The organism is Microbacterium sp. NPDC089695, assembly GCF_044749085.1.
In the GTDB taxonomy this organism is placed as follows: Bacteria; Actinomycetota; Actinomycetes; order Actinomycetales; family Microbacteriaceae; genus Microbacterium.
Window position 1 is genome coordinate 1,638,674 of sequence record NZ_JBIVHG010000001.1, and the last position, 21,725, is coordinate 1,660,398.

Here is a 21,725-nt window from a genome sequence, read left to right on the forward strand (position 1 = left end):
AGCGCCGCTGCCCGTCGCCCCGACGCGGCAGCGGCGCCCCGCCACGTCCGGAGAGAACCGTGACCCCGACGACCCCGACCGGCGCGTCGCCACGCCGTGTCACCCAGACCGATGCGCTCGCGGGAGCGTCGGAGCCACGACGCACCCGCTCCCGCTGGGCGCGCACCTGGCCCCTCCTCATCGCGATCGTGCTGACCGTCGGTCTCATCGCCGTGTCGATCCTCACCGGCGTCGCCGACATCACGGCGCCGGACGGCGAAGGACGCGAGTTCCTGTGGATCACACGCATCCCGCGCACGGCATCGCTCGTGCTCGCCGGGGCCAGCATGGCGATGGCCGGCCTCGTGATGCAGCTGATGACGCAGAACCGCTTCGTCGAGCCGACGACCGTGGGAACGACCGAGTGGGCGGGGCTGGGCCTTCTCACCACGTACATCCTGCTGCCGGCATCCGGAATCCTCGAGAAGATGGCGATCGCGATCGCCTTCGCATTCGCGGGCACTCTCGTGTTCTTCGCCTTCCTGCGGCGCGTGACGCTCAGATCGTCGTTGATCGTGCCCATCGTCGGCATCATGCTCGGCGCCGTGGTGAGTGCCGTCTCGACGTTCCTCGCCCTCCGGTTCAACCTGCTGCAGGTGCTCGGCGGATGGTTCATGGGCCGCTTCACCGGCATCGAGATCGGGCGCTACGAGCCGCTGTGGATCGTGCTGGCCGTCTCGGTGATCGTCGTGATCGCGGCCGACCGGTTCACGGTGGCGGGACTGGGCCGCGACATCGCGACGAACGTCGGACTCCACTACGAGCGCGTGGTGCTGCTCGGCGTCGGACTGGTGGCGATGACCACAGGGGTCGTGACCGTGATCATCGGCGCCCTGCCGTTCCTCGGCCTCATCGTGCCGAACCTCGTCGCCATGGTGCGGGGCGACGACCTGCGGTCGAACCTGCCGTGGGTCTTCCTGACCGGCATCTGGATCGTCACGATCTGCGACCTCATCGGCCGCACGATCATCATGCCCTTCGAGGTGCCGATCGCCCTCGTGCTCGGCGTCGTGGGCTCGGCCGTGTTCATCGTCATGCTCCTGAGAGCAAGGAGGACCCGTGTCCGCTGACATCGCCCTCCGCCGGGAACCGCGGTGCGCGGGGTCGTTCGCCGACCCCGCGCACCGGCGACGCTACCGACTGGTGCTGGCCGCGCTGATCGTCGGCGCTCTCGTGGTCACCGCCCTGCTGCTGTGCTGGGACAATCCGTACGCGCCGTTCAGCGAGCGGTGGCTGCGCATCTCGCGGATGCGTGTGTCCGGGGTGCTCGTGATCGCGATCGTCACGTTCTGCCAGGCGTTCGCGACGATCGCGTTCCAGACGGCGACCAACAACCGCATCATCACGCCGTCGATCATGGGGTTCGAGTCGTTGTACGTGCTCATCCAGACCTCGATCGTCTTCTTCTTCGGGGTCGCCGGGCTCTCCGGCTTCGATCCGTTCACCCGGTTCGTGCTGCAGTCCGTGCTGATGGTGGTGTTCGCGGTACTGCTGTACTCGTGGCTGCTGTCCGGTCGGTTCGGCAACCTGCATGTCATGCTCCTAATCGGCATCATCCTCGGCACAGGCATGGGCGCGCTGTCGACCTTCCTGCAGCAGATGCTCGACCCCAACGAGTTCGACGTGCTCACAGCGCGGCTCTTCGGCAGCATCGCGAATGCGAACACCGACTTCCTGTGGTTCGTGATCCCCGTCTGCGCCGCAGCCGGCGGCGCGATCTGGATGCTGTCGAGACGACTCGACCTGATCGCGCTCGGGCGCGACATCAGCACGAACCTGGGGTTGAACCACAAACGGCAGGTGATGGTCACACTGACGCTCGTCGCGATCCTGTCGGCCATGAGCACCTCGCTGTTCGGTCCGATGACGTTCCTGGGGTTCCTCGTCGCGACCCTCGCGTACGCGATCGCCGACACCTACGACCACCGACTCCTGCTCCCGGTCGCCTGGCTGCTCGGCTTCGTCGCCCTCGGGCTCGCCTACTTCCTGCTCAAGCACGTGTTCACGCTGGTCAGCGCCGTGACGATCATCGTGGAGCTGATCGGAGGCCTCGTGTTCCTCGTCGTCATCCTCCGAAAGGGACGCCTGTGATCCGCGTCAGAGACCTCGTCCACCGTTACAGCAGCGAGACGGCCATCGGACCCATCACCCTCGATCTGCCCGCGGGCGGCGTCGTGGCGCTGATCGGGCCGAACGGCGCCGGCAAGTCCACGCTGCTCACGATGATCGGCCGTCTCCTCTCGCCGGATGCCGGGACGGTCGAGGTCGCGGGTCTCGACGTGCACCGGGCGCCGTCGAAACAGGTCGCGAAGATCGTCTCGATCCTGCGGCAGGAGAACCACTTCGTGACACGGCTCACCGTGCGTCAGCTGGTGGGCTTCGGCCGTTACCCGCATTCCGGAGGGCGGCTCACCCAGATCGACGAGGACAAGATCTCCGAGGCGATCGACTTCCTCGGGCTGACGGAGCTCGAGCAGCGTTTCATCGACGAGCTGTCCGGCGGGCAGCGCCAGCGTGCCTACGTCGCGATGGTCCTCGCGCAGGACACGGAGTTCGTGCTGCTCGACGAACCGCTCAACAACCTCGACATGAAGCACGCGGTGCAGATGATGAAGCACCTCCGTCGTGCGGCCGAGGAGCTCGGACGCACGATCGTGATCGTGCTGCACGACATCAACTTCGCGGGACACTACGCGGATCGCATCTGTGCCATGAAGGACGGAGAGATCGTCGAGTTCGGAACCCCGGCCGAGATCATGACCGACGACGTGCTCACGCGGGTCTTCGACACCCCTGTGCAGGTCGTGGACGGACCGTCCGGACCGCTCGCCGTCTACTACTGACAGCTCACCGCTCGCGTAGCGGGGTCAGAGCTCGATGCCGTGGTCCTCGTCGTTGACGCCGGCGTTGCGGCCGCGACGCGACTCGTAGCCGAGGAACCATCCCAGCCACACGATCGCCGCGAGCAGGATGCCGAGCCACACGTTCTGGAAGATCAGGCCGATCACGATGCCGAGGACGAGCAGGCCCAGGGTGACGGAGAGGCGGAGCGCGGTGCGGGACATGGCGTCAGCCTAGACGGATGTCGGCGTCGCCGCGCGCGCGGATGGCCGGGGCCGCCGGCGGGGATCGCCGTCCGGAATCGCCGGCGGGGCGGTCGCTCGTCAGAGGCGCGACGGGGGTCACCGTGTGCGGTGATCGGCGGGGGTCATCCGGGGCCCGCGACGCGGCTCGCTCACGCCGCTGGCGTAGATGAGGCGGATGACGCGCTGGCGATGTCCGGCCCAGGGTGCGAGGAGCTGCAGCATCCCGTCGTCGTCGGTGCGATGACCCGTGAGGGCGTAGCCCACCTCATGGGCCAGGTGGTAGTCGCCGACGCTCACCGCGTCGGGGTCGCCGAGCGCGCGGATGCGGGTCTCGGCCGACGTCCACGGACCGACCCCGGGGAGGCTGGTCAGCACGCGTTCGCGCTCGTCTCCGGTGGCGGCGGCGCGCACCGCTCTCGCGACACGGTCGCCGCGCTCGGCCGCGCGCACGATCGTCTTCGACTGCGGAGGCTGCACGCCGGCGCGATGCCACTCCCACGACGGCACGAGCATCCACTCGGCGGCGGTCGGCGCCGTGTGCATCGGGCGCGGTGTGGGACCGGGGGCGCGGCGGCCGAACTTCGTGACGAGAAGTCGCCAGGCGCGGAAGGCCTCGAGCCCGGTGACCTTCTGCTCGAGGATCGCGCAGGCGAGCGCATCGAACACCTCGTCGGTGCGGGCCAGGCGCAGGCCCGGGGTGCGCCGGGCGACCTCGGCGATCAGCGGATGCCCACTCGGGTCGAACCCCGAGTCGTCGTCGCCGGCTCCGCAGAGCGCCGGCACCAGGTCGAGGGCGAGTTCGGCGCCCTCGCCCCATGCCGACACGCGGACCTCGTCACCGACGGCGCGGAGAGCGATCGTCGCGGAGCCGTGTGCGGTGCGCAGGGCACGCCAGATCACCGGCCCGTCGAACACCATGGTCGGGTCGCCGGGTCCGCGGCGAAGCATGCCGACCGTGCGACGCAGATCGAGAGGATGCGGCGGGCGATACGACGTCTCGAACCGCGGCGACGACGGCGCCGCGGCGGCGGAGGCATCGTGCGCGAGAGTCATGCGCCCACCCTACGCGGCGGGGCCGACACCCGGACGTGCGCGCCTGCGGATCAGAAGCGGTCGGGCGAAGGCGTGCCGTGGCCGTACCGGATCACGACGTCGGCGTGCCGGTCGAAGCGGTATCCGATGCCGCGCACCGTGCGGACGATGTCCTCGTAGCGGCCGAGCTTGGCGCGCAGTCGGCGCACGTGCACGTCGATCGTGCGCTCACCGGGGGTCTCGTCGTCCTGCGCCTGCCACAGCGCCGACACGAGCTCGCTGCGCTCGATCGTGCGTCCCTCGCGGAGCACGAGGTACTGCAGCAGCTCGAACTCCTTATAGGTGAATGCGGCGGATTCGCCGTCGATGAGCACGCGCTTGCGGGAGATGTCGACGACGACGCCGCCCTCTTCGTCGGTGGTCTCCTCCTCGGCGGCGGCCTTGGTGCGAGCGATCGCGCCGGGCTCGTGCAGCGCGAGTCGCACGACGTCGAGGTCGCGTCCGCCCGAACCGTGCGGCGCGAGAGCCACGGTCGCGTGGGTCTCGGCGCCGGGGGCCAGCTCGGCGAGGGTGCGGCGCAGGGCGTCGACGAGGAGCGGGAGGCTCACGCCGGCTTCGGCGGCCTTGATCTCGTCGAGACCGACATAGAGGGCGAAGCCGCGCGGCGAGCGGACGGCGGGAAGATCGGCTGCGAGCGGGGCTGCGGCGGTCGGCTCGGGAGAGGAGCGGACGGCGGCGACAGTGGAGGGACGCTCGAGAAGGGCGGTGTTCGACATGATGATGAAGTCCTCAGGACGTGAGCCGAAGAGGCTCGGATGCGTTGCATGAATGACCGGGCGAGCCAGAGAAGCGAGCAAGGGTGGATGCTCGGTGACCCGGATCCCGCAGATCGCGACAGATCAGGTCAGGCGGAGTGGCTGTTCGTTCAGCGACACATTCGGCAACACATGCCAACGCGACCGGGCATCATCATCCCGGCAGTCCCGTTCGCCTCCTGGGCGGACAAAGGGCTTGCGTTGGTAGTCATGGGGGGATTATTACCGAAGAAGTCCGGGCGTGTCAAAACGGAGCCCGCCCCCGCGCACGGGCGTAACGTGGTCGCGTGACCTCCTCGACCCTCGCCTCCGGCTTCCTCCTGACCGACGAGAAGGACGCGTCGCGCTACACGCTGATGCGCGACGGGCAGCTCGTGAGCGTGCTCGACTACCGTGACGACGGCCGCACCATCGCGCTGACCCGCGCTTTCACGATCCCGACTTTCCGGGGCCACGGCTACGCGGGCGTCGTCGTCGAGGGGGCCGTGGCCGACATCGAGGCGCGCGGCGACCGCAAGGTCGACGCGGTGTGCTGGTACGTGGCCGACTGGTTCGCCGCGCACCCCGAGCACGCCTACCTGCTGCGCTCGCGCTGATGCGCGCGGCATGTGACGCTGTGTTACAGGCCGCGATCCTGCGAGGATGAGGGAATGAGACTCGCCGAGGCACTCACCGCCCGAGCCGACCTGCAGCGCCGCATCGAGCAGCTGCGGTCGCGTATCACCGCCAACGCGCGGTACCAGGAGGGTGAGGAGCCCGCGGAGGACGCATCCGCCCTGCTCGTCGAGGCCGAGGAGGCGCTCGCGCACCTGCGCGATCTGATCCGCCGCATCAACGCGACCAACGCGCGGCTCGACCTCGGTGCGGACGGCACCATGACGGACGCTCTCGCGGCGCGCGACGTGCTGCGTCTGCAGCACTCGCTCCTTGCGGATGCCGCCGCGGCGGCATCCGGCGGCGGGGTGCCGGGATTCCGGCAGATGCGCTCCGAGCTGCGGCAGCTCGCCGCGCTGCCTGTCGGGCCGCTGCGCTCGCGAGCGGACGAGACCGCGCGGGAACTGCGCGAGCTCGACAACCGGATCCAGCAGGCCAACTGGACGAGCGACCTGGAGGAGTAGAGCGGAAGTCGGTAGTCACGACGGGGCGGGCACAACCCCAGCCGGAGGGGCACGTCCGGCACCTGCAGGGCGGAGGGCAGCCCGTGAATCGCATCGCGCAGCCCCGCACGCCGCACAGGTGATCGCGCACCGCGCACCACGCATCACCGCGTGCCGACCGTCGTGACGAGGGTGGGTCAGGGGACCTTCCGCTCCCTCCTCCGGGCCCTGGGCGTCCGTCTCGGCCGTCGGCGGCACGCCTCGGACCGAATGTCGGTGGTGGTTCGTACCGTGTGAGTATGCGGATCCTGCACACCTCCGACTGGCACATCGGTCGCACGTTCCATGGCAGCTCGACCATGGACGCGCTGGCCGAGGTCCTCGGTGCGCTCACCGCGCAGGTGCGGGAGAACGCCGTCGACGTCGTCGTTCTCGCGGGCGATGTGTTCGATTCCGCGACACCCGCCGGACCGGCGTACACGCTGCTGAGCGAAACGCTCGTCGCCCTGAGCGACACCGGCGCGCGCGTCGTCGTCACGAGCGGCAATCACGACTCCGCCGCGCGCCTCGGTTTCCAGGCGCGGCTGCTGCGCGACGGCATCCATGTGCTGACCGATCCACTCGCGGTCGGTGAACCCGTGACGATCGACGACGAGCACGGCCCCGTGCGGTTCTTCGGCATCCCCTACCTCGAGCCGGCGCTCGTGCGTCAGCACTGGACCGACGTCGAGCTGCGCACGCAGTCGCAGACCCTCGCTCACGCGATGGATCTGGTGCGCGCGGGCATGGCAGCGCACCCGGGTCGCTCGATCGCGATCGCTCACTGCTTCGCCGCGGGCGTCGACGCGACGGTCGGCCTCGAGCGCGAGGTCCGCCAGGGCGGACTCGACGTCGTACCGCTCGCGGTCTTCGACGGCCCCGACTACGTCGCGCTCGGCCACATCCACGGTCGCCAGCAGGTGAGCGAGCGCGTGCGCTATTCCGGCGCGCCCCTGCATTACAGCTTCGGCGAGCAGAACAAGCCGCGAGGATCCTGGCTCGTCGACCTCGACGCCGAGGGGCTCGCGGACGTGCGATGGCTCGAGCTCCCCGTGCCGCGTCGCCTCGTCACGCTGACCGGCCCGCTCGACGAGATCCTCTCCGCTGAGAACGTCTCTGCGCACTCCGCCGACTGGGTGTGCGCGGTGTACACCGACGCGCTCGCCCAGACCGAGCCGATGCGCCGGCTACGCGAGAGCTACCCGTTCTGCGCGATGGTGCAGCACCGGCCCGACTCCGCCGAGGAGCCGACCGAACGCTCGTACGTCGAGCGTCTGCGCGGCGCCGTCACCGACACCGAGCGCATCGCGGCGTTCCTCGAGCATGTGCGCGCCGGCCACGGACCGAGCGAGCGTGAGAGCGAGCTGATCCGCGAGGTGCTTGACGACCGCGTGCGCGCGGATGCGCTGATCTGATGCAGCTGCATCGGCTCGAGGTCGAGGGGTTCGGCCCCTTCCGCACTCGCCAGACCGTCGACTTCGACGCCTTCGCCGAAGACGGCATCTTCCTGATCGAGGGGCGTACGGGCGCCGGCAAATCGAGCATCCTCGACGCCGTGTGCTTCGGGCTCTACGGCGGCGTGCCGCGGTACGAAGGCGGAGACAAGCGTCTGCGCAGCGACCACTGCGAACCCGACGACCCCACAGAGGTCGTCGTCGAGTTCAGCACACCGGCCGGCCGCTACCGCGTGCGCCGCTCGCCCGAGTACGAGCGACCCAAGCGCCGCGGCGGCGGCATGACGACGCAGGCGTCCGCCGTGCAGCTCGACACCATGGTCGGCGGTGAGTGGGTCGGGCTCGCCGCGAAGGAACGCGAGGCGGCGTACGAGCTCGACGAGATCCTGCAGCTCAGTCGCGAGCAGTTCCTGCAGGTGATCCTCCTCGCTCAGAACCGCTTCTCCGAGTTCCTGCTCGCCGGGAGCCGCGACCGCCAGGCCCTCCTGCGTCGACTGTTCGGCACCGAGCGGTTCGAAGACGTGCAGGTGCGGTTCGACGAGCGACGCCGTGCCGCGGAGCACGAGCTCAGTGCCGGGCTCGCCGCCGTAGAGGCTCGGCTCGATGAGGCGGAGCGGCTGGTCGCGGCGACGGCCTCCGAACCAGACGCCGACGCCGACGACGCGCCGGCGCGGGAGACGGGGTCCGACGCTCTGCGCTCGACCGAGGAGCGGCTGGACGACCTCGATCGTGCCCGTGCCCGTGCGGACTACCGGGCTGATCGCCGATCCGCGGAGCGGGCCGACGCGGAGCGTCAGTCGACGGAGGCTGATGCCGCGCTCGCCGCCACCCGGGAAGAGCGCCGGGATCAGCGGGAGCGTGACCGCGCCCGGGCAGCGCTCGCGGCTCTCGACGCCGAGGAGCCGGTGATCGCGGCGGCGCGAGAGGAGCTCGCGCAGGCGCGGCAGGCCGAGGCGCTGCGCGCCGTCATCGCGTCCGGGGCGCGTGCCGCCGCTGCCCGAGATGTCGCGCGCGACGCGGAGTCGCAGGCGCGACGGGACTGGGCCGCACGGGGCATCGAGGCCGGCGACCTCGGGGAATGGGCCGCCGAGCGCACCCGTGAGACCGGCGTGTGGCGGCGCACCGTCGAGGTCGAACGTGCCCTCCCGAGCGTTGAGGCAGAACTCGACCGGGCGGGAGAAGCCGTCACCACGGCGACCGCGCGCGTCGCAGCTGTCGATGCCGAGCGCGAGGGACTCCCGGCGCGACAGGCCGAGGTGAGTCGCGAGCGCGACGCGGAGAAGCACACGGCCGACCGGGCGGAGGTCCGCGCGACCGAAGCCGCGGCCGCGACGGCACGGCTCACGGCTGCCGTCGAGGCCGCCCGCCTCGAGACCGACGAGCAGACGGCCGAGCGACTGCTCGCGGAGGCGAGCTCGACCCTGGCGGAGCGGCAGAACGCGCTCGCCGGGCTGCGGAGACGCCGCCTGGACGGGTTCGCGGGAGAGCTCGCCACCGAGCTGCAGGATGGCGAGGCGTGCCCCGTGTGCGGCGCGCACGAGCATCCGGCCCCCGCCCTCCACGCCGACCCCGTGTCGGCCGCCGACGTCGCCGACGCCGAGGCCCGCCGCGATGCCGCCGCCGCCGCGGAGCGCGATGTGGCGGAGCGCCTCTCCGCAGTGCGCGCGGCGCTCGTCGCGGCCCGCACGAAGGCCGACGGCCGCGACGTCGAGACGGCGACGACCGAGCAGGAGCAGAGTGCGCGGCAGCATGAGCTCGCCGTCGCCGCGGTCGAGCGCGTCCGTGCACTCGACGCGCGCATCGCAGACCTCCTGGCGCGCGCCGCGGCGCTGGACACCGAGCGCGACTCCGCGACGGCGGCGCTGGCGGAGGTCCGCGAGGCCCAGGCGCTGCTCGCCCAGCGTGTGAGCGAGGCGAAGGAGGCGGTCGTCGAGGCGCGAGGTGCGCACCCCTCCGTCGCCGAACGTCTCGCGCAGGCGGACGCCGACATCGCCGCGGCTCGCGCGGTCCTCGACGCGGTGGCGGAGCTCGAGCGTCGGACCGATGCGGCGGGCGCCGCCGAGTCCGAGCAGACCGCCGCGCTCGACGGCTCGCCCTTCGCGGATGCCGAGGAGGCGGATCGAGCTCTGCGGTCGCCCACCGTGCAGGATGCTCTCGACGAACGCATCACACGGCACGCGGTGCAGCGTGAGACGGAGCGCGCGATCCTGCTGCCCCTCGAACTGCGGACGCTGCCGGAGGAGCCGATCGACCTCGCGCCGGTCGAGGCCCGCGCGATCGAGGCACGATCCCGGTGGACCGATGCCGTCACCGAGGCCGAGCGGGCGGCGGGCGTCGCCGAGCGTCTCAACGGCCTCCTGGGTGACGCTCAGGCGGCTCACGCGCGCTCCGCCGAAGGGGCGGCGGACTTCGAGGTGCTGCGAGGGCTCGCCGACGCGATCGCGGGGCGTGGCGCGAACACGCGCAAGATGACGCTCGAGACGTTCGTGCTCGCGGCCGAGCTCGAGGAGATCGTCGAGGCCGCTAACCGTCGGCTCAACGACATGTCGACGGGGCGCTACCAGCTGCGGCACTCCGATGCGCTCGCTGCGCGCGGCGCCGCTTCCGGGCTGGGCATCGTGGTGTTCGACTCCTACACGGGGCAGACGCGCCCCGCACAGTCGCTGTCGGGAGGGGAGACCTTCCTCAGCTCCCTCGCCCTCGCCCTCGGACTCGCCGAGGTCGTGACGGCGCGAGCCGGCGGCATCCGTCTCGACACCCTGTTCATCGACGAGGGGTTCGGCTCACTCGACGGCGACACGCTCGACGTCGCGATGCGCACTCTCGACGAGCTCCGGCAGGGAGGACGCACGGTCGGAGTGATCAGCCACGTCGAAGCCATGCAGGAGCAGATCCCGGCGCAGCTCTCCGTGCGGGCGACCCCGCACGGGCCGAGCGTCATCGAGGCGCGGTGACGGCCACCCGAGGCGCGGTCAGACGCCGTACTCCCGGCGGATGACCTCGCGAAGCTGCACGCTGCATCGCGCGATCGCCGCCCGGAAGTCGACGAGGGCGCCGTCCTCGGCGCGATCCGAGATCGCGCGGAATGCGCGGATCGGCACCCCGAACTGCTGCGCGACCCAGATGTACGAGTAGGTCTCCATGTCGACCAGTCCGGCGCCGGAGGGGCGGATGACCGCGGTGATGCCGGCGTCGCCGACGAAGCTGTCTCCCGTCGCGATCAGCACGCCCTCGTGGCCGGTCGACACCCGGGCGGGCAGCGAGACGTGCTGACCGGCGACGCCGTCGAGATCGAACACGTCGTGCTGAAGCGCGCTCCCGATCTCGTGCACGTCCGCATCGAGGTCGGGGTCGATGCCCCCGGCCGTGCCGACCACGACGACCTCGTCGTAGTCGTTCGCGGCGAGAGCGCGGGTGAGCGCGTAGGTCGCCTGCATCTTCCCTTCGCCGGTGACGAGCTGATCGAAGCCCTGCAGGTCGTCGGGGAATGCCTCGAGTTCGGATGCCATGGCGGCGACGAGAAGTCTCACCCCACCATCCTCCCACCCGCCCCGGCGACCGGACGCCAGGCGTGCGGCCGGTGTCATCCCGATGTAACACTGGGGGGAGGATACTGATGGCGAGTAGACCGGAGGATCACGTGTCCCTGCAGAAGCAGATCTCTGAAGCTCTCGGCGTGAAGGCCGAGATCGACCCTGAAGCAGAGGTGGAGCGCCGCGTCCGGTTCCTCGTCGACTATCTGCGCGCGACCGGTGCGAAGGGCTTCGTGCTCGGGATCTCGGGTGGCCAGGACTCGACGCTCGCCGGGCGTCTCGCGCAGCTCGCGGTGGAGCGTGTGCGCGCCGAGGGGGGTGAGGCGTCGTTCCTCGCGGTGCGCCTCCCGTACCGGGTGCAGCACGACGCCGCCGACGCTGAGGAGGCGCTGACGTTCATCGCTCCCGACGCCTCGGTCGAGGTGAACATCCAGAACGGCGTCGACGGTGTCGAGGAGGACATCGAGTTCGCCGTCACGAGCGACATCAGCGACTTCAACCGCGGCAACATCAAGGCCCGAGTGCGCATGGTGACGCAGTACGCCCTGGCGGGACACGACGGGATGCTGGTGATCGGCACCGACCATGCGGCCGAAGCGGTGACGGGCTTCTTCACGAAGTTCGGCGACGGTGCTGCCGACATCCTGCCGCTCTCGGGACTCAGCAAGCGGCAGGGGCGCTCGCTGCTGCTGCACCTGGAGGCGCCCGAGCGCCTCGCCTTCAAGGTGCCCACGGCAGACCTGCTCGACGGCCAGCCCGGACGCGCCGACGAAGACGAGCTCGGACTCACCTATGAGCAGATCGACGACTTCCTCGAGGGGCGCACCGTCGACCCGGAGGTGGCCGGACGCATCGAATCGCGCTATCTCGCGACCCAGCACAAGCGCAACCTGCCGGTCACGCCGGACGACACGTGGTGGCGTTGACGCGCACCCTCTGATCCGACGCCCATGTCGGATGCCACGGCTAGGGTCGAAGCATCCGAGGGAACGGGAGAATCGTGCGGATCGACACCCAGGCGCAGCGCGTCATCTGGAGCGCCAGCGACCTCAAGGCCGCCGCAGAATGCGAGTTCGCGTGGTGCCGTGCGATCGACGCGAAGCTCGGCCGCGTGCCCGCGGTCGATGAGCCGGAGGACGCGACGCTCGCCCGGGCCGCGCGGCTCGGCGACGTGCACGAGCAGAACGTGCTCGACCGGTACGTGGCGGAGTTCGGCGACGCGGCAGTGCACCGCATCGACAAGGTCTCCTCGGTGGATGCCGTGGCGCTCACCGCCGCGGTCGACGAGACCGTCGGCGCTCTCGGGTCGGATGCTCGGATCGTCTTCCAGGCGGCGTTCTCGACCGAGGAGTTCGTCGGCTTCGCCGACTTCCTCGCCCGTGACGCCGACGGCCGCTGGCGGGTGCAGGACTCCAAACTCGCTCGCACGGCGCGTGTGACAGCGCTCATGCAGCTTGCGGCATACGTCGACCAGCTCGATCGGCTCGGTGTCGCGCGATCCGACGAGGTCGACCTGATCCTCGGCGACGGCAGCCTCAGCACACATCGCGTCGACGACCTGCTGCCGCTGTTCCGCGTTCGTCGCGCGCGACTGCGGGCGCTCATCGCCGATCGGCGCATCGACGACCCGAGCCCCGAGGCGGCGCTGGCGTGGGGCGACGACCGCGGCGACCTCGAGGTGGTCGCATGCGGGCGATGCGCGACCTGCGAGGAGCAGGTCGTCGCGCACCGCGACCTGCTCATGGTCGCCCGGATGCGGCCGGTGCAGCGCGCCCGCCTGCGCAGCGCCGGCATCGAGACGATCGACGCCCTCGCGGCGGCCACCACCCCACCCGACGGCATGAACGCCGACACCTTCGAGACGCTCCGTGCCCAGGCCCGGCTGCAGCTCCGCGCCGATGCCGAAGGCGTGCCGACGTACGACGTGCACTACGCCGCCGCGATCCACACGCTTCCCGTGCCGAGCCTCGGCGACATCTTCTTCGACTTCGAGGGCGACCCGCTCTACACCGAACCCGCTCCCGAAGGGCAGGCGCACTGGGGTCTCGACTACCTGTTCGGCTGGGTCGACAACGCCGACCAGTATTCGGCGCTCTGGGCGCACGACTTCGCGGCGGAGAGGGAGGCCTTCGAGAGCTTCCTCGACTTCGTCGCCGCCCGTCGTGCCGCGCACCCCGGCATGCACATCTACCACTATGCGCCGTACGAGACCTCGCATCTCGTCGCGATGGCGGCCCGGTACGGCGTGCGCGAGGGGGAGGTCGATCGGCTGCTGAGGGAGGGCGTCTTCGTCGACCTGTACCCGCTCGTGCTGCGAACCGTGCGGGTCGGGTCGCGGTCGTACTCGATCAAGAAGCTCGAGCCGCTGTACATGGGCGACGACGTCCGCACGAGCGACGTCCAGAAGGGCGACGATTCCATCGTCCAGTACGTCGCCGCGCGCGAACTGGCGGCGGCGGGGGAGCAGGCCGATGCGGATGCCGTTCTCGCCGATCTGGCCGATTACAACCGCTACGACTGCGTGTCGACCCGACGCCTGCGCGATTGGCTCATCGACATCGCCCGTCGTGAGGGCGTGCACCCGGCGCCGCCGGATGAGCCCGACGAGGTCATCTACGAGCCGTCCCCTCGCTCGGTGGCGTTGCTCGCGGACGCCGAGCGCGACGTGGCCGACGGCGGCGACGGAGAGCTGTTCCGCATCGCGGCCGCCGCGATCGACTACTTCCCGCGCGAGGCGAAGAGCTTCTGGGTATCGCATTTCCAGCGTCTGCGTGAGCCGGTGACGATGTGGGACAGCACGCGCGACGTCGTGCGCGTGGACCGCACCTCATCGACCGTCGTGCGCGAGTGGAGCGTGGGCGAGGGTCGCCGTGTGATGTCGCGCGACATCGAGGTCCGCGGCGAGGTGTCGCCCGGAACCACGCTCGGCGACGGGGCGCAGCCGTTCGCCCTGTACGAGGTGCCCGCTCCGTTCGACACCGAGATCCCGTCGAGGGCCGTGCACGTGCCCCATACCGTGACGGTCACGGGCGTGCTCGATGACGGATACGTCATCACCGAGACCGCTGTTCAGGGGCAGACCTGGGACGAGCTCCCGCTCGCGCTCACCCCCGCCGCGCCGCCGCGGGTCGTGTCGCTGCAGGGGGCCATCGACGAGTGGGCCGACGCCGTCCATGGCGCGGCACCGTCGCATCCGCGGGACGCGGCGACCGACATCCTGAGACGGCTCCCGCCGCGGACCCGCTCGGGAGAGGGGCTGCCCGCGAAGAGCGGCGACACCGTCGATGCGATCGTTCGCGCCGTGCTCGACCTCGACCACAGCTACCTCGCCGTGCAGGGCCCTCCCGGGACGGGCAAGACCTACACCGGATCGCGGGTCATCGCGCGGCTCGTGAACGAGCACGGGTACCGCATCGGCGTCGTGGCTCAGTCGCACGCGATCATCGAGCATCTGCTCGACCGTGTCGTCGCTCACGGCGTACCGGCCGCTCAGGTGGGCAAGGCTCCGAAGGATCCGTCGTCCGATCCGGTGTACACCGTGATCCCGAAGAGCGGCATGGCGTCATTCCTCGCCGAGAACGACGGTCGCGGAGTGGTCGTCGGCGGCACCGCCTGGGACTTCAGCAACACCACGCGCGTCGAGCGAGCGGGGCTCGACCTCCTCGTCGTCGACGAGGCGGGTCAGTTCTCCCTCGCGTCGACGATCGCCGTCGCCGCCGGCGCGAAGAACCTGCTGCTCCTCGGCGATCCCCAGCAGCTGCCGCAGGTGAGTCAGGGCGCTCATCCCGAGCCCGTCGACACCTCGGCACTCGGCTGGGTCATGAACGGTGATGCCGTCGTGCGGCCCGAATACGGCTACTTCCTCGAGAAATCGTGGCGGATGCATCCGTCGGTCGCGTCGCCGGTGTCGGTGCTGTCCTACGCGGGGCGTCTCGCCTCAGCGCCGGGCGCGGAGAACCGCACGCTCGAGGGGGTCGACCCCGGGCTCCACGTGATCCCGCTCCGCCATCGCGGCAACGCCACGCAATCGCCGGAAGAGGCGCAGCAGGTCGTCGCGCTCGTGCACGATCTCATCGGCAGGCGTTTCACCGACAATGATCCCGGGGCCACGACACGGCCCCTGGAGCAGACGGACATCATCGTCGTCACGCCGTACAACGCGCAGCGGCAGCTGGTGCTCGACGCGCTCGCGCAGGGCGGGTTCCCCGATGTCCCTGTCGGCACGGTCGACAACTTCCAGGGCAAGGAGGCGGTGGTCTCGATCACCTCGCTCGCCGCATCGAGCGGGCGCGACGCACCGCGCGGGCCCGAGTTCCTGCTGATGCAGAACCGCCTCAACGTCGCGATCTCGCGCGCGCAGGTCGCGGCGTACCTGATCCACTCGCCTGCGCTGCTCGACGACCTCCCGCGTACCCCCGAGGGCGTGGCCCGACTGAGCGCCTTCGCCCGACTCGTGGGTGCGGCGGACGAGTGATCAACGAGACAGCCGCGCCCATTCCGACCAATCGGCGCCGAACCGGAAGAAACCGACGAATCGGCGTCGAACCGGCAGATACCGACGAATCCGGCTCGTGATCAGACCGTGCCGTACAGGCGGTCGCCGGCATCGCCGAGACCTGGCACGATGTAGCCCTTTTCGTTGAGGCGCTCGTCCAGGGCGCCGAGCACGAGCGTGACGTCGCGGTCGCCGACCATGGCCTCGATCGCAGCCACGCCCTCCGGTGTGCCGAGCAGGCAGATCGCCGTGACCTCCTTCGCGCCGCGGTCGAAGAGGAACTGGATCGCGGCGGCGAGAGACCCGCCGGTCGCCAGCATCGGGTCGATCGCGAAGCACTGGCGGTCGCTGAGGTCGTCGGGGAGGCGCTCGGCGTACGTCGTCGGCTCGAAGGTCTCCTCGTCGCGGACCATGCCCAGGAAGCCGACCTCGGCGGTCGGGAGCAGCTTCACGAGACCCTCGAGCATGCCCAGGCCCGCGCGCAGGATCGGGACGACGATCGGTCGCGGCTCCGAGATCTTCACACCCATGGTGGTGGTGACCGGAGTCGTGATCTCGATCGGGCTCACCTTGACGGTGCGCGTCGCCTCGTACGCGAGCAGCGTCACGAGCTCCTCGGTCAGCTGCCGGAACACCGGAGACGGTGTGCGGTGGTCGCGCAGCACGGAGAGCTTGTGGGTGACGAGAGGGTGGTCGGCGACGTGAACACGCATGGATACAGGCTAATGCGCTGCGCCCCCGTGCACGACATCGGGATGCGCGCACCCGGTGCGCGTAGGCTCGACGCATGACCGCCGTCGACGACCGCTCCGCCATGCGCCGCGCGCTGGAACTCGCGGCCGAAGCGGCCGCTGCGGATGAGATCCCGGTCGGCGCCGTCGTGCTCGACGCGACCGGGCACATCGTCGCCGAGGGTCGCAACACCCGCGAGCACACGAACGACCCGACCGGTCACGCCGAGGTCGAGGCTCTGCGTCGCGCCGCCGCATCGCTCGGGTCATGGAACCTCGAGGGACACACACTCGTCGTGACCCTCGAACCGTGCGTCATGTGCGCCGGAGCCGTGCTGCAGTCACGCATCGGCCGCGTCGTCTTCGGGGCGTGGGACGACAAGGCGGGCGCAGCGGGCTCCATGTACGACGTGCTGCGCGACCGTCGCTTGCCGTACCGTGCCGAAGTCGTCGGGGGAGTCGAGGCCGAGGCCTCGACCGCACTGCTGCGCACGTTCTTCGAGCAGCGCCGCTGACCGGCATCCGCCCGCGGCCGCGGAGAGTCTCCGTGGCCGCAGGAGCTGCGGCGCTCAGTCCGAGGACTTGAGCACGAACACGTCGGTCGAAGGCTCCGGATCGATGGACGGGCGGTACACGTCGGGCTCGATGTAGATCACCCGGGCGATCGGCAGGGCCTCGCGGATGCGGGCCTCGATCGCGTCGATGTCGTCAGCGGCTTCGCGCAGCGGCTTGTCGGCATTGAGCGCGATCTTCGCCGCGACCATGAGCTCGTCGGGGCCGAGGTACAGGGTCTTCATGTGGATGATCTTCTCGATCTCGTCGCCCGCGTTGATCGCGTCGACGATGAGATCGTGATCGGCCGAGGTGGCGCCCTCGCCGACCAGGAGACTCTTCGTCTCGACACCCAGCACGATCGCGATGATCACAAGCAGGATGCCGATCATCAGCGTTCCCAGGGCGTCGAACACCGGGTTGCCGGTGATGATCGTGAGCCCGACGCCGAGCAGCGCGAACGTCAGACCCGTGAGCGCCCCGACGTCTTCGAGCAGCACGACCGGCAGCTCAGGCGCCTTGGCGCGGCGCACGAACGAGACCCACGACTGATCCTTCGCGCGCACCAGGTTGCTCTCCTTGACCGCGGTGCGCAGCGAGAACGACTCGAGGCCGATCGCGATGACCAGCACGACGACCGGCAGCCACCACCAGGTCTTGTCGAGCTCGTGCGGGTGCGTGAGCTTGTCGATGCCCTCGTAGATCGCGAACAGGCCGCCGAGCGAGAACAGGATGATCGACACGACGAACGCGTAGACGTAGCGTTCGCGGCCGTAGCCGAAGGGGTGTGCGCGATCGGCCTCGCGCCGAGACTTTCGCCCGCCGAGCATGAGCAGCAGCTGGTTGCCGGAGTCGGCGACCGAGTGGATCGCCTCGGCGAGCATCGAGGCGGATCCCGAGAGCGCCCATGCGAGCAACTTCGCCAGGGCGATGCCCAGGTTGGCCAGGAACGCCGCGATGATCGCCTTGCTGCCGCCGGATGCACTCATGCGTCGAGTCTAGGACGACCCCTCGGGTGAACCGGGGTGCGCCCGCCGTAGGATGACGACATGGCTGACTCCCTCCCCTCTCTCGCGTTCCTCGGTGCCGGTTCGATGGGAGGGGCGATCCTCCGCGGGGTCGTGGCGTCCGGCATCCGCGTCGACGGGGGGATCACGGCGACGAATCGCACGCCCGAGAAGGCCGCGGCGTTCGCGGACCTCGACGGCGTGACGAGCATCGCGCTGTCCGAGACGCCCGAGGGCAACCTCGAGGCCGTTCGTGGCGCGCGCATCGTGCTCGTCGGGGTGAAGCCCGCCATGGTCCCCGATCTCCTCCGCGAGATCGCGCCCGCGCTCGCCGAGGATGCGATCGTGGTGAGCCTCGCGGCCGGAGTCACGCTCTCGACGTTCGCCGAGGTGCTCGGCGACGGGGCGCGAGTCATCCGATCGATGCCCAACACCCCGTCGACGATCCGCAAGGGCGTCACCGGGCTCGCGACGGGTGCCGCTGCGAGCGCCGAGGATCTCGCCCTCGTCCGTCGGCTGTTCGAGACCGTCGGCGTCGTCATCGAGGTGCCGGAGTCGCAGATCGACGCGTTGTCGACGATCTCTGGATCGGGCCCCGCCTACGTCTTCCTGCTGATCGAGGAGTGGACCAAGGTCGGCGTCTCGCTGGGATTCAGCGAAGCGGACGCCCGCGTGATGGCGGAGCAGACGTTCATCGGCTCGACCGCGCTTCTCGAGGCCTCGGGGGAGACTCCGGCCGAGATGCGGCGACGTGTGACGAGCCCGAAGGGCACGACGGAGCGGGCGATCGCTGTGCTGCAGGACGCGCATCTCGCCGACACGTTCGCCGAGGCCTCGGCGGCGGCCCTCGCCAGGAACCGGGAACTCGCGGCGGGGAAGTGACCCATGCGGCTGCGCTTCACGGGCGACATCTGGTTCTGGCGCGGCCCCGCGCCGTTCCATTTCGTCACCGTGCCGCCGACCGAGAGCGAGATGATCGGTGAGATCTCGAGCGTCGTCACCTACGGATGGGGCATGATCCCGGCATCCGTCACGATCGGCTCCACGACCGTCACGACGGCGCTGTGGCCCAAGGACGGCGGATACATCGTGCCGATCAAGAAGGCGCTGCGGGATCGCGAGCGCGTCGGGGTCGACGATACGGTCGAGATCGTCCTCGACATCGATGCCTGAGATCGGTCGCGGCGGCGAGACCGATCTCAGCGGTCGAGGGACGCGAAGCGCTCGATGTCGCTGTTGGTGCCCGACACGATGATGAGGTCGTGGTTCGTGACGACGGTGTTGGCCTCGGCGTAGCGGAACGGCTTGCCGGGGCTCTTCACGCCGACGACCGTGACCTTGTACTTGCTGCGCACGCCCGACTCGTTGAGGCCGACGCCGCGGATGAACTTCGGCGGGTACATCTTGGCGAGCACGAAGTCGTCGTCGAAGCGGATGAAGTCGAGCATCCGGCCCGAGACGAGGTGCGCGACGCGCTCGCCGGCTTCGCGCTCCGGATAGATGACGTGGTTCGCGCCGACGCGCGCGAGGATCTTGCCGTGCGACTGCGAGACGGCCTTCGCCCAGATCTGGGGGACCTTGAGGTCGACGAGGTTGGCGGTGATGAGGACGGACGCCTCGATCGACGACCCGACGGCGACGACCGCGACCTGGAAGTCCTGCGCGCCGATCTGACGCAGCGCGTCGATGTTCTTCGCGTCGGCCTGCACCGTGTGCGTGACCCGGTCGGACCACTTCTGCACGAGTTCGAGGTTGTCGTCGATCGCGAGCACCTCGCGGTCGAGGCGGTCGAGCTCACCGGCGCACGCGGCGCCGAATCGGCCGAGACCGATGACGAGAACGGGAGCGTCGCCCCGGAGGACTTCAACCAACGATCGGCCTTTCCACGGGCAGTGAATAGTACTGCGTTCGCGATGTCGCGGCGACGGCCGCGGCGAGAGTCACTGTACCAACGCGGCCCATGAAGATGGTGGCCGCGAGCACGTAGGCTCCGGCATCGGGCAGCTCCGCCGTCAGCCCCGATGACAGGCCGACGGTCGCGAACGCGGAGATCACGTCGAACAGCACATGACTGATGTCGTCCTTCGTGATCTGGGCGATGGTGATGGTCGACAGCGCGACGATCGTGGCGCCCCAGGCGACGACGCTGAGCGCGACGCGCTGCACGTCGCTGGGGATGCGACGGCCGAACGCCTCGACCGACTGACGGCCCTTCGCCTCCGACCACACCGCGATCGCGAGCACGGCGAGCGTCGTGACCTTGATGCCGCCGGCGGTGGATGCCGAGCCGCCGCCCACGAACATGAGCATGCTCGCGGCGAGCAGCGACGAGCCGTTCATGTCGTCGATCTCGATCACGCTGAAGCCGCCTGACCGCGTCATCGCCGAGAGGAAGAAGGCCTGGAAGGTCGTGTCGGCGGCATCCATCGACCCGAAGGTCTTCGGGTTGTCGTACTCCAGGATCAGGAAGACGGCGGCGCCGATGACGAACAGCAGCACGGTCGTGACGAGGGTCAGCTTGGTGTGCAGCGACCACTTCTTCACGTGCCACACGTGCTTCGCGAGCGTGTAGATGACGGGGAACCCGATGCTGCCGAGGAAGACGCCGATCATGAGCAGCGTGAGCACGAGGTAGTCGTCGGCGAACACCGCGACGCCGCCCGCATTGGGGGCGAAGCCCGTGTTCGTGAACGCCATGGCGGCGAAGTACGGCGCCTCCCACAGCGCCGCGATCGGGTTGACCCCCGCCATGACGAGCGCCGGGTACAGGAGCACCGCGAGCGCGCCCTCGATGATCAGGGCCGAGACGGCGACGGTGGTCAGCAGCTGGCCGACCTCGCCCAGGCGCACGGTCTGGCTCTCGTTGACGACGCCGCCGTGGGCGCGCAGCGGATTCGTGTCTCCGGCCGCCATGAGCTTCGCCCGCAGACCGAGGCGCTTCGAGATCAGCATCCCCATGAGCGAGGCGAGGGTGAGCACGCCGAGCGCGCCGATGTTGACGCCGATGAAGATCAGCACGTGACCGAACGGCGACCAGTACGTCGCCATGTCGACGGTCGAGAGCCCGGTGACGCAGATCGTCGACACGGCCGTGAACAGCGCGTCGGCGAGCGGGGTGACGGTGTGCGACGCCGACGAGATCGGCAGCGACAGCAGCACCGTGAACACGAGGATGAGGAGCGCGAAGATCACGATCGCGAAGCGCGAGGGCGACGACGTGATGATGTGCTTGCCCCAGGATGCCGCGCCCTCGAGACGCTGGCGAGGGGACGACGCCGAAACGATGCCCGACATCACGTCCCCCTTCGATGCTCCACCGCGCTGCGGCCGCACGGCGCCGTTCGCCGAGCCTTCGTCATGGTACTCCGTGCGGGGGACGACTACCCTGATCTCATGACCGACATCTTCGACGTGATCGCGGACGGCACGAGGCGCGACATCCTCCAGCTCCTCCTGCGTCGCACCGCGGACGGCGAAGCCGGCACGAGCGTGAGTCAGATCGTGGCCGATCTCGGCATCAGTCAGCCGACGGTGTCGAAGCACCTCAAGGTGCTACGCGAGGCCGACCTGGTCAGTGTGCGCGAAGACGGCCAGCGACGTTTCTACAGCCTGGCGGTCGAGCCGCTCGAGGCCGTCGACGACTGGCTCGTGCCCTTTCTCGTCGATGCGTACGGCGACTCGGCGCCCGACGTCGACTACCCGGGCCAGCCGCTGCCCGATGGCGCGGCGCATGCGGCCGAGGTGGTCGGTCGTGCGGCGGCGTCCGCGCGTCACGTCGTGCAGACCGCGTTCAAGCGCTTCGGCGGCTGACGCCGGACGCACATCGCCCCCGACGACTGGGGGGG

General features: G+C 69.9%; 21 protein-coding genes. 13 read left to right on the forward strand and 8 right to left on the reverse strand.

The annotated features are described in order from the left end of the window. Positions 1-59 precede the first annotated feature (59 nt). Genes ACIPYT_RS07955 through ACIPYT_RS07965 form a run of 3 tightly spaced genes read left to right on the forward strand, consistent with a single transcriptional unit; the run spans position 60 to position 2,882 of the window. Positions 60-1,109 (forward strand): ABC transporter permease, encoded by a 1,050-nt coding sequence (locus tag ACIPYT_RS07955; RefSeq protein WP_401072343.1) that lies wholly within the window; start codon positions 60-62, stop codon positions 1,107-1,109. Then, complete coding sequence (locus ACIPYT_RS07960; RefSeq protein ID WP_401072345.1) at positions 1,099-2,130, forward strand: iron chelate uptake ABC transporter family permease subunit; 1,032 nt, start codon at positions 1,099-1,101, stop codon at positions 2,128-2,130. The genes ACIPYT_RS07955 and ACIPYT_RS07960 overlap by 11 nt, the downstream gene beginning before the upstream one ends. Continuing rightward, the gene (locus ACIPYT_RS07965; protein WP_401072347.1) at positions 2,127-2,882 is read left to right on the forward strand and encodes an ABC transporter ATP-binding protein; all 756 of its coding nucleotides are present in this window, start codon (positions 2,127-2,129) and stop codon (positions 2,880-2,882) included. Before ACIPYT_RS07960 ends, ACIPYT_RS07965 begins: the two co-directional genes overlap by 4 nt. Before the next feature lie 24 nt (positions 2,883-2,906). Here the strand turns inward: ACIPYT_RS07965 and ACIPYT_RS07970 are convergent, their stop codons facing one another. The 3 genes from ACIPYT_RS07970 to ACIPYT_RS07980 form a co-directional block, all read right to left on the reverse strand. Next, positions 2,907-3,104 carry a hypothetical protein gene (locus tag ACIPYT_RS07970; RefSeq protein WP_401072349.1) on the reverse strand — a complete coding sequence of 66 codons (198 nt, stop codon included), beginning with the start codon at positions 3,102-3,104 and terminating at the stop codon, positions 2,907-2,909. Positions 3,105-3,221: 117 nt separating this feature from the next. Beyond that, positions 3,222-4,178: a DNA-3-methyladenine glycosylase family protein gene (locus tag ACIPYT_RS07975; protein WP_401072351.1), complete on the reverse strand. Its 957-nt coding sequence runs from the start codon at positions 4,176-4,178 to the stop codon at positions 3,222-3,224. A gap of 50 nt (positions 4,179-4,228) precedes the next feature. Continuing rightward, positions 4,229-4,933, reverse strand: a complete 705-nt coding sequence (locus tag ACIPYT_RS07980) for a winged helix-turn-helix domain-containing protein (protein WP_401072353.1) — start codon at positions 4,931-4,933, stop codon at positions 4,229-4,231. Between the two features lie 395 nt (positions 4,934-5,328). On the opposite strand from ACIPYT_RS07980, the gene ACIPYT_RS07985 reads away from it, so the two are divergent. From ACIPYT_RS07985 to ACIPYT_RS08000, 4 genes are all read left to right on the forward strand, one after another. Then, positions 5,329-5,568 (forward strand): GNAT family N-acetyltransferase, encoded by a 240-nt coding sequence (locus ACIPYT_RS07985; protein WP_401074776.1) that lies wholly within the window; start codon positions 5,329-5,331, stop codon positions 5,566-5,568. A gap of 54 nt (positions 5,569-5,622) precedes the next feature. After that, positions 5,623-6,090, forward strand: coding sequence for a DIP1984 family protein (locus tag ACIPYT_RS07990; protein WP_401072355.1), 468 nt, complete (start codon positions 5,623-5,625; stop codon positions 6,088-6,090). A gap of 278 nt (positions 6,091-6,368) precedes the next feature. Further along, entirely contained in the window at positions 6,369-7,523 is a 1,155-nt protein-coding gene (locus ACIPYT_RS07995) for an exonuclease SbcCD subunit D (protein ID WP_401072357.1), read from the forward strand. Next, on the forward strand, positions 7,523-10,516 hold the full coding sequence (locus tag ACIPYT_RS08000) for an AAA family ATPase (RefSeq protein WP_401072359.1): 2,994 nt from the start codon (positions 7,523-7,525) through the stop codon (positions 10,514-10,516). The genes ACIPYT_RS07995 and ACIPYT_RS08000 overlap by 1 nt, the downstream gene beginning before the upstream one ends. 18 nt (positions 10,517-10,534) lie before the next feature. Here the strand turns inward: ACIPYT_RS08000 and ACIPYT_RS08005 are convergent, their stop codons facing one another. Continuing rightward, the gene (locus ACIPYT_RS08005) at positions 10,535-11,092 is read right to left on the reverse strand and encodes a nucleoside phosphorylase (protein WP_401072361.1); all 558 of its coding nucleotides are present in this window, start codon (positions 11,090-11,092) and stop codon (positions 10,535-10,537) included. Between the two features lie 86 nt (positions 11,093-11,178). Between ACIPYT_RS08005 and nadE the strand changes: the two genes are divergently transcribed. After that, the gene (gene nadE / locus ACIPYT_RS08010; RefSeq protein WP_401072363.1) at positions 11,179-12,021 is read left to right on the forward strand and encodes an ammonia-dependent NAD(+) synthetase; all 843 of its coding nucleotides are present in this window, start codon (positions 11,179-11,181) and stop codon (positions 12,019-12,021) included. Positions 12,022-12,095: 74 nt separating this feature from the next. Next, entirely contained in the window at positions 12,096-15,569 is a 3,474-nt protein-coding gene (locus ACIPYT_RS08015) for a TM0106 family RecB-like putative nuclease (protein ID WP_401072365.1), read from the forward strand. A gap of 101 nt (positions 15,570-15,670) precedes the next feature. Here the strand turns inward: ACIPYT_RS08015 and upp are convergent, their stop codons facing one another. Beyond that, entirely contained in the window at positions 15,671-16,303 is a 633-nt protein-coding gene (gene upp / locus ACIPYT_RS08020; protein WP_401072367.1) for a uracil phosphoribosyltransferase, read from the reverse strand. A 74-nt stretch (positions 16,304-16,377) separates the two neighbouring features. Between upp and tadA the strand changes: the two genes are divergently transcribed. Continuing rightward, entirely contained in the window at positions 16,378-16,836 is a 459-nt protein-coding gene (tadA, locus tag ACIPYT_RS08025) for a tRNA adenosine(34) deaminase TadA (protein ID WP_401072369.1), read from the forward strand. 54 nt (positions 16,837-16,890) lie between these two features. Here the strand turns inward: tadA and ACIPYT_RS08030 are convergent, their stop codons facing one another. Further along, positions 16,891-17,862, reverse strand: a complete 972-nt coding sequence (locus ACIPYT_RS08030) for a cation diffusion facilitator family transporter (RefSeq protein ID WP_401072371.1) — start codon at positions 17,860-17,862, stop codon at positions 16,891-16,893. A 60-nt stretch (positions 17,863-17,922) separates the two neighbouring features. Between ACIPYT_RS08030 and proC the strand changes: the two genes are divergently transcribed. Further along, positions 17,923-18,762: a pyrroline-5-carboxylate reductase gene (gene proC / locus ACIPYT_RS08035; protein WP_401072373.1), complete on the forward strand. Its 840-nt coding sequence runs from the start codon at positions 17,923-17,925 to the stop codon at positions 18,760-18,762. Between the two features lie 3 nt (positions 18,763-18,765). Beyond that, a complete protein-coding gene (locus ACIPYT_RS08040; protein ID WP_401072375.1) occupies positions 18,766-19,053 on the forward strand; it encodes a DUF1905 domain-containing protein in 288 nt (95 codons plus the stop codon). 26 nt (positions 19,054-19,079) lie between these two features. Here the strand turns inward: ACIPYT_RS08040 and ACIPYT_RS08045 are convergent, their stop codons facing one another. Both ACIPYT_RS08045 and ACIPYT_RS08050 read right to left on the reverse strand, forming a co-directional pair. Next, positions 19,080-19,751 carry a potassium channel family protein gene (locus ACIPYT_RS08045; RefSeq protein WP_401072377.1) on the reverse strand — a complete coding sequence of 224 codons (672 nt, stop codon included), beginning with the start codon at positions 19,749-19,751 and terminating at the stop codon, positions 19,080-19,082. Continuing rightward, a complete protein-coding gene (locus tag ACIPYT_RS08050; RefSeq protein WP_401072379.1) occupies positions 19,744-21,174 on the reverse strand; it encodes a TrkH family potassium uptake protein in 1,431 nt (476 codons plus the stop codon). The genes ACIPYT_RS08045 and ACIPYT_RS08050 overlap by 8 nt, the downstream gene beginning before the upstream one ends. Before the next feature lie 99 nt (positions 21,175-21,273). Between ACIPYT_RS08050 and ACIPYT_RS08055 the strand changes: the two genes are divergently transcribed. Next, positions 21,274-21,690: an ArsR/SmtB family transcription factor gene (locus tag ACIPYT_RS08055; RefSeq protein WP_401072381.1), complete on the forward strand. Its 417-nt coding sequence runs from the start codon at positions 21,274-21,276 to the stop codon at positions 21,688-21,690. Positions 21,691-21,725: the final 35 nt, after the last annotated feature.

What these genes read in the sequence shown, in the direction of transcription:
- ACIPYT_RS07985 (WP_401074776.1), top strand. Translation starts at nt 5,329, where the DNA reads ATGCGCGACGGGCAGCTCGTGAGCGTGCTCGACTACCGTGACGACGGC.
- nadE (WP_401072363.1), top strand. Translation starts at nt 11,179, where the DNA reads ATGGCGAGTAGACCGGAGGATCACGTGTCCCTGCAGAAGCAGATCTCT.
- ACIPYT_RS08050 (WP_401072379.1), bottom strand. Translation starts at nt 21,174, where the DNA reads ATGTCGGGCATCGTTTCGGCGTCGTCCCCTCGCCAGCGTCTCGAGGGC.
- ACIPYT_RS08040 (WP_401072375.1), top strand. Translation starts at nt 18,766, where the DNA reads ATGCGGCTGCGCTTCACGGGCGACATCTGGTTCTGGCGCGGCCCCGCG.
- upp (WP_401072367.1), bottom strand. Translation starts at nt 16,303, where the DNA reads ATGCGTGTTCACGTCGCCGACCACCCTCTCGTCACCCACAAGCTCTCC.
- ACIPYT_RS07980 (WP_401072353.1), bottom strand. Translation starts at nt 4,933, where the DNA reads ATGTCGAACACCGCCCTTCTCGAGCGTCCCTCCACTGTCGCCGCCGTC.
- ACIPYT_RS07975 (WP_401072351.1), bottom strand. Translation starts at nt 4,178, where the DNA reads ATGACTCTCGCGCACGATGCCTCCGCCGCCGCGGCGCCGTCGTCGCCG.
- ACIPYT_RS07990 (WP_401072355.1), top strand. Translation starts at nt 5,623, where the DNA reads ATGAGACTCGCCGAGGCACTCACCGCCCGAGCCGACCTGCAGCGCCGC.
- ACIPYT_RS08030 (WP_401072371.1), bottom strand. Translation starts at nt 17,862, where the DNA reads ATGAGTGCATCCGGCGGCAGCAAGGCGATCATCGCGGCGTTCCTGGCC.
- tadA (WP_401072369.1), top strand. Translation starts at nt 16,378, where the DNA reads ATGACCGCCGTCGACGACCGCTCCGCCATGCGCCGCGCGCTGGAACTC.
- ACIPYT_RS07970 (WP_401072349.1), bottom strand. Translation starts at nt 3,104, where the DNA reads ATGTCCCGCACCGCGCTCCGCCTCTCCGTCACCCTGGGCCTGCTCGTC.
- ACIPYT_RS08055 (WP_401072381.1), top strand. Translation starts at nt 21,274, where the DNA reads ATGACCGACATCTTCGACGTGATCGCGGACGGCACGAGGCGCGACATC.
- ACIPYT_RS07995 (WP_401072357.1), top strand. Translation starts at nt 6,369, where the DNA reads ATGCGGATCCTGCACACCTCCGACTGGCACATCGGTCGCACGTTCCAT.
- ACIPYT_RS08000 (WP_401072359.1), top strand. Translation starts at nt 7,523, where the DNA reads ATGCAGCTGCATCGGCTCGAGGTCGAGGGGTTCGGCCCCTTCCGCACT.
- proC (WP_401072373.1), top strand. Translation starts at nt 17,923, where the DNA reads ATGGCTGACTCCCTCCCCTCTCTCGCGTTCCTCGGTGCCGGTTCGATG.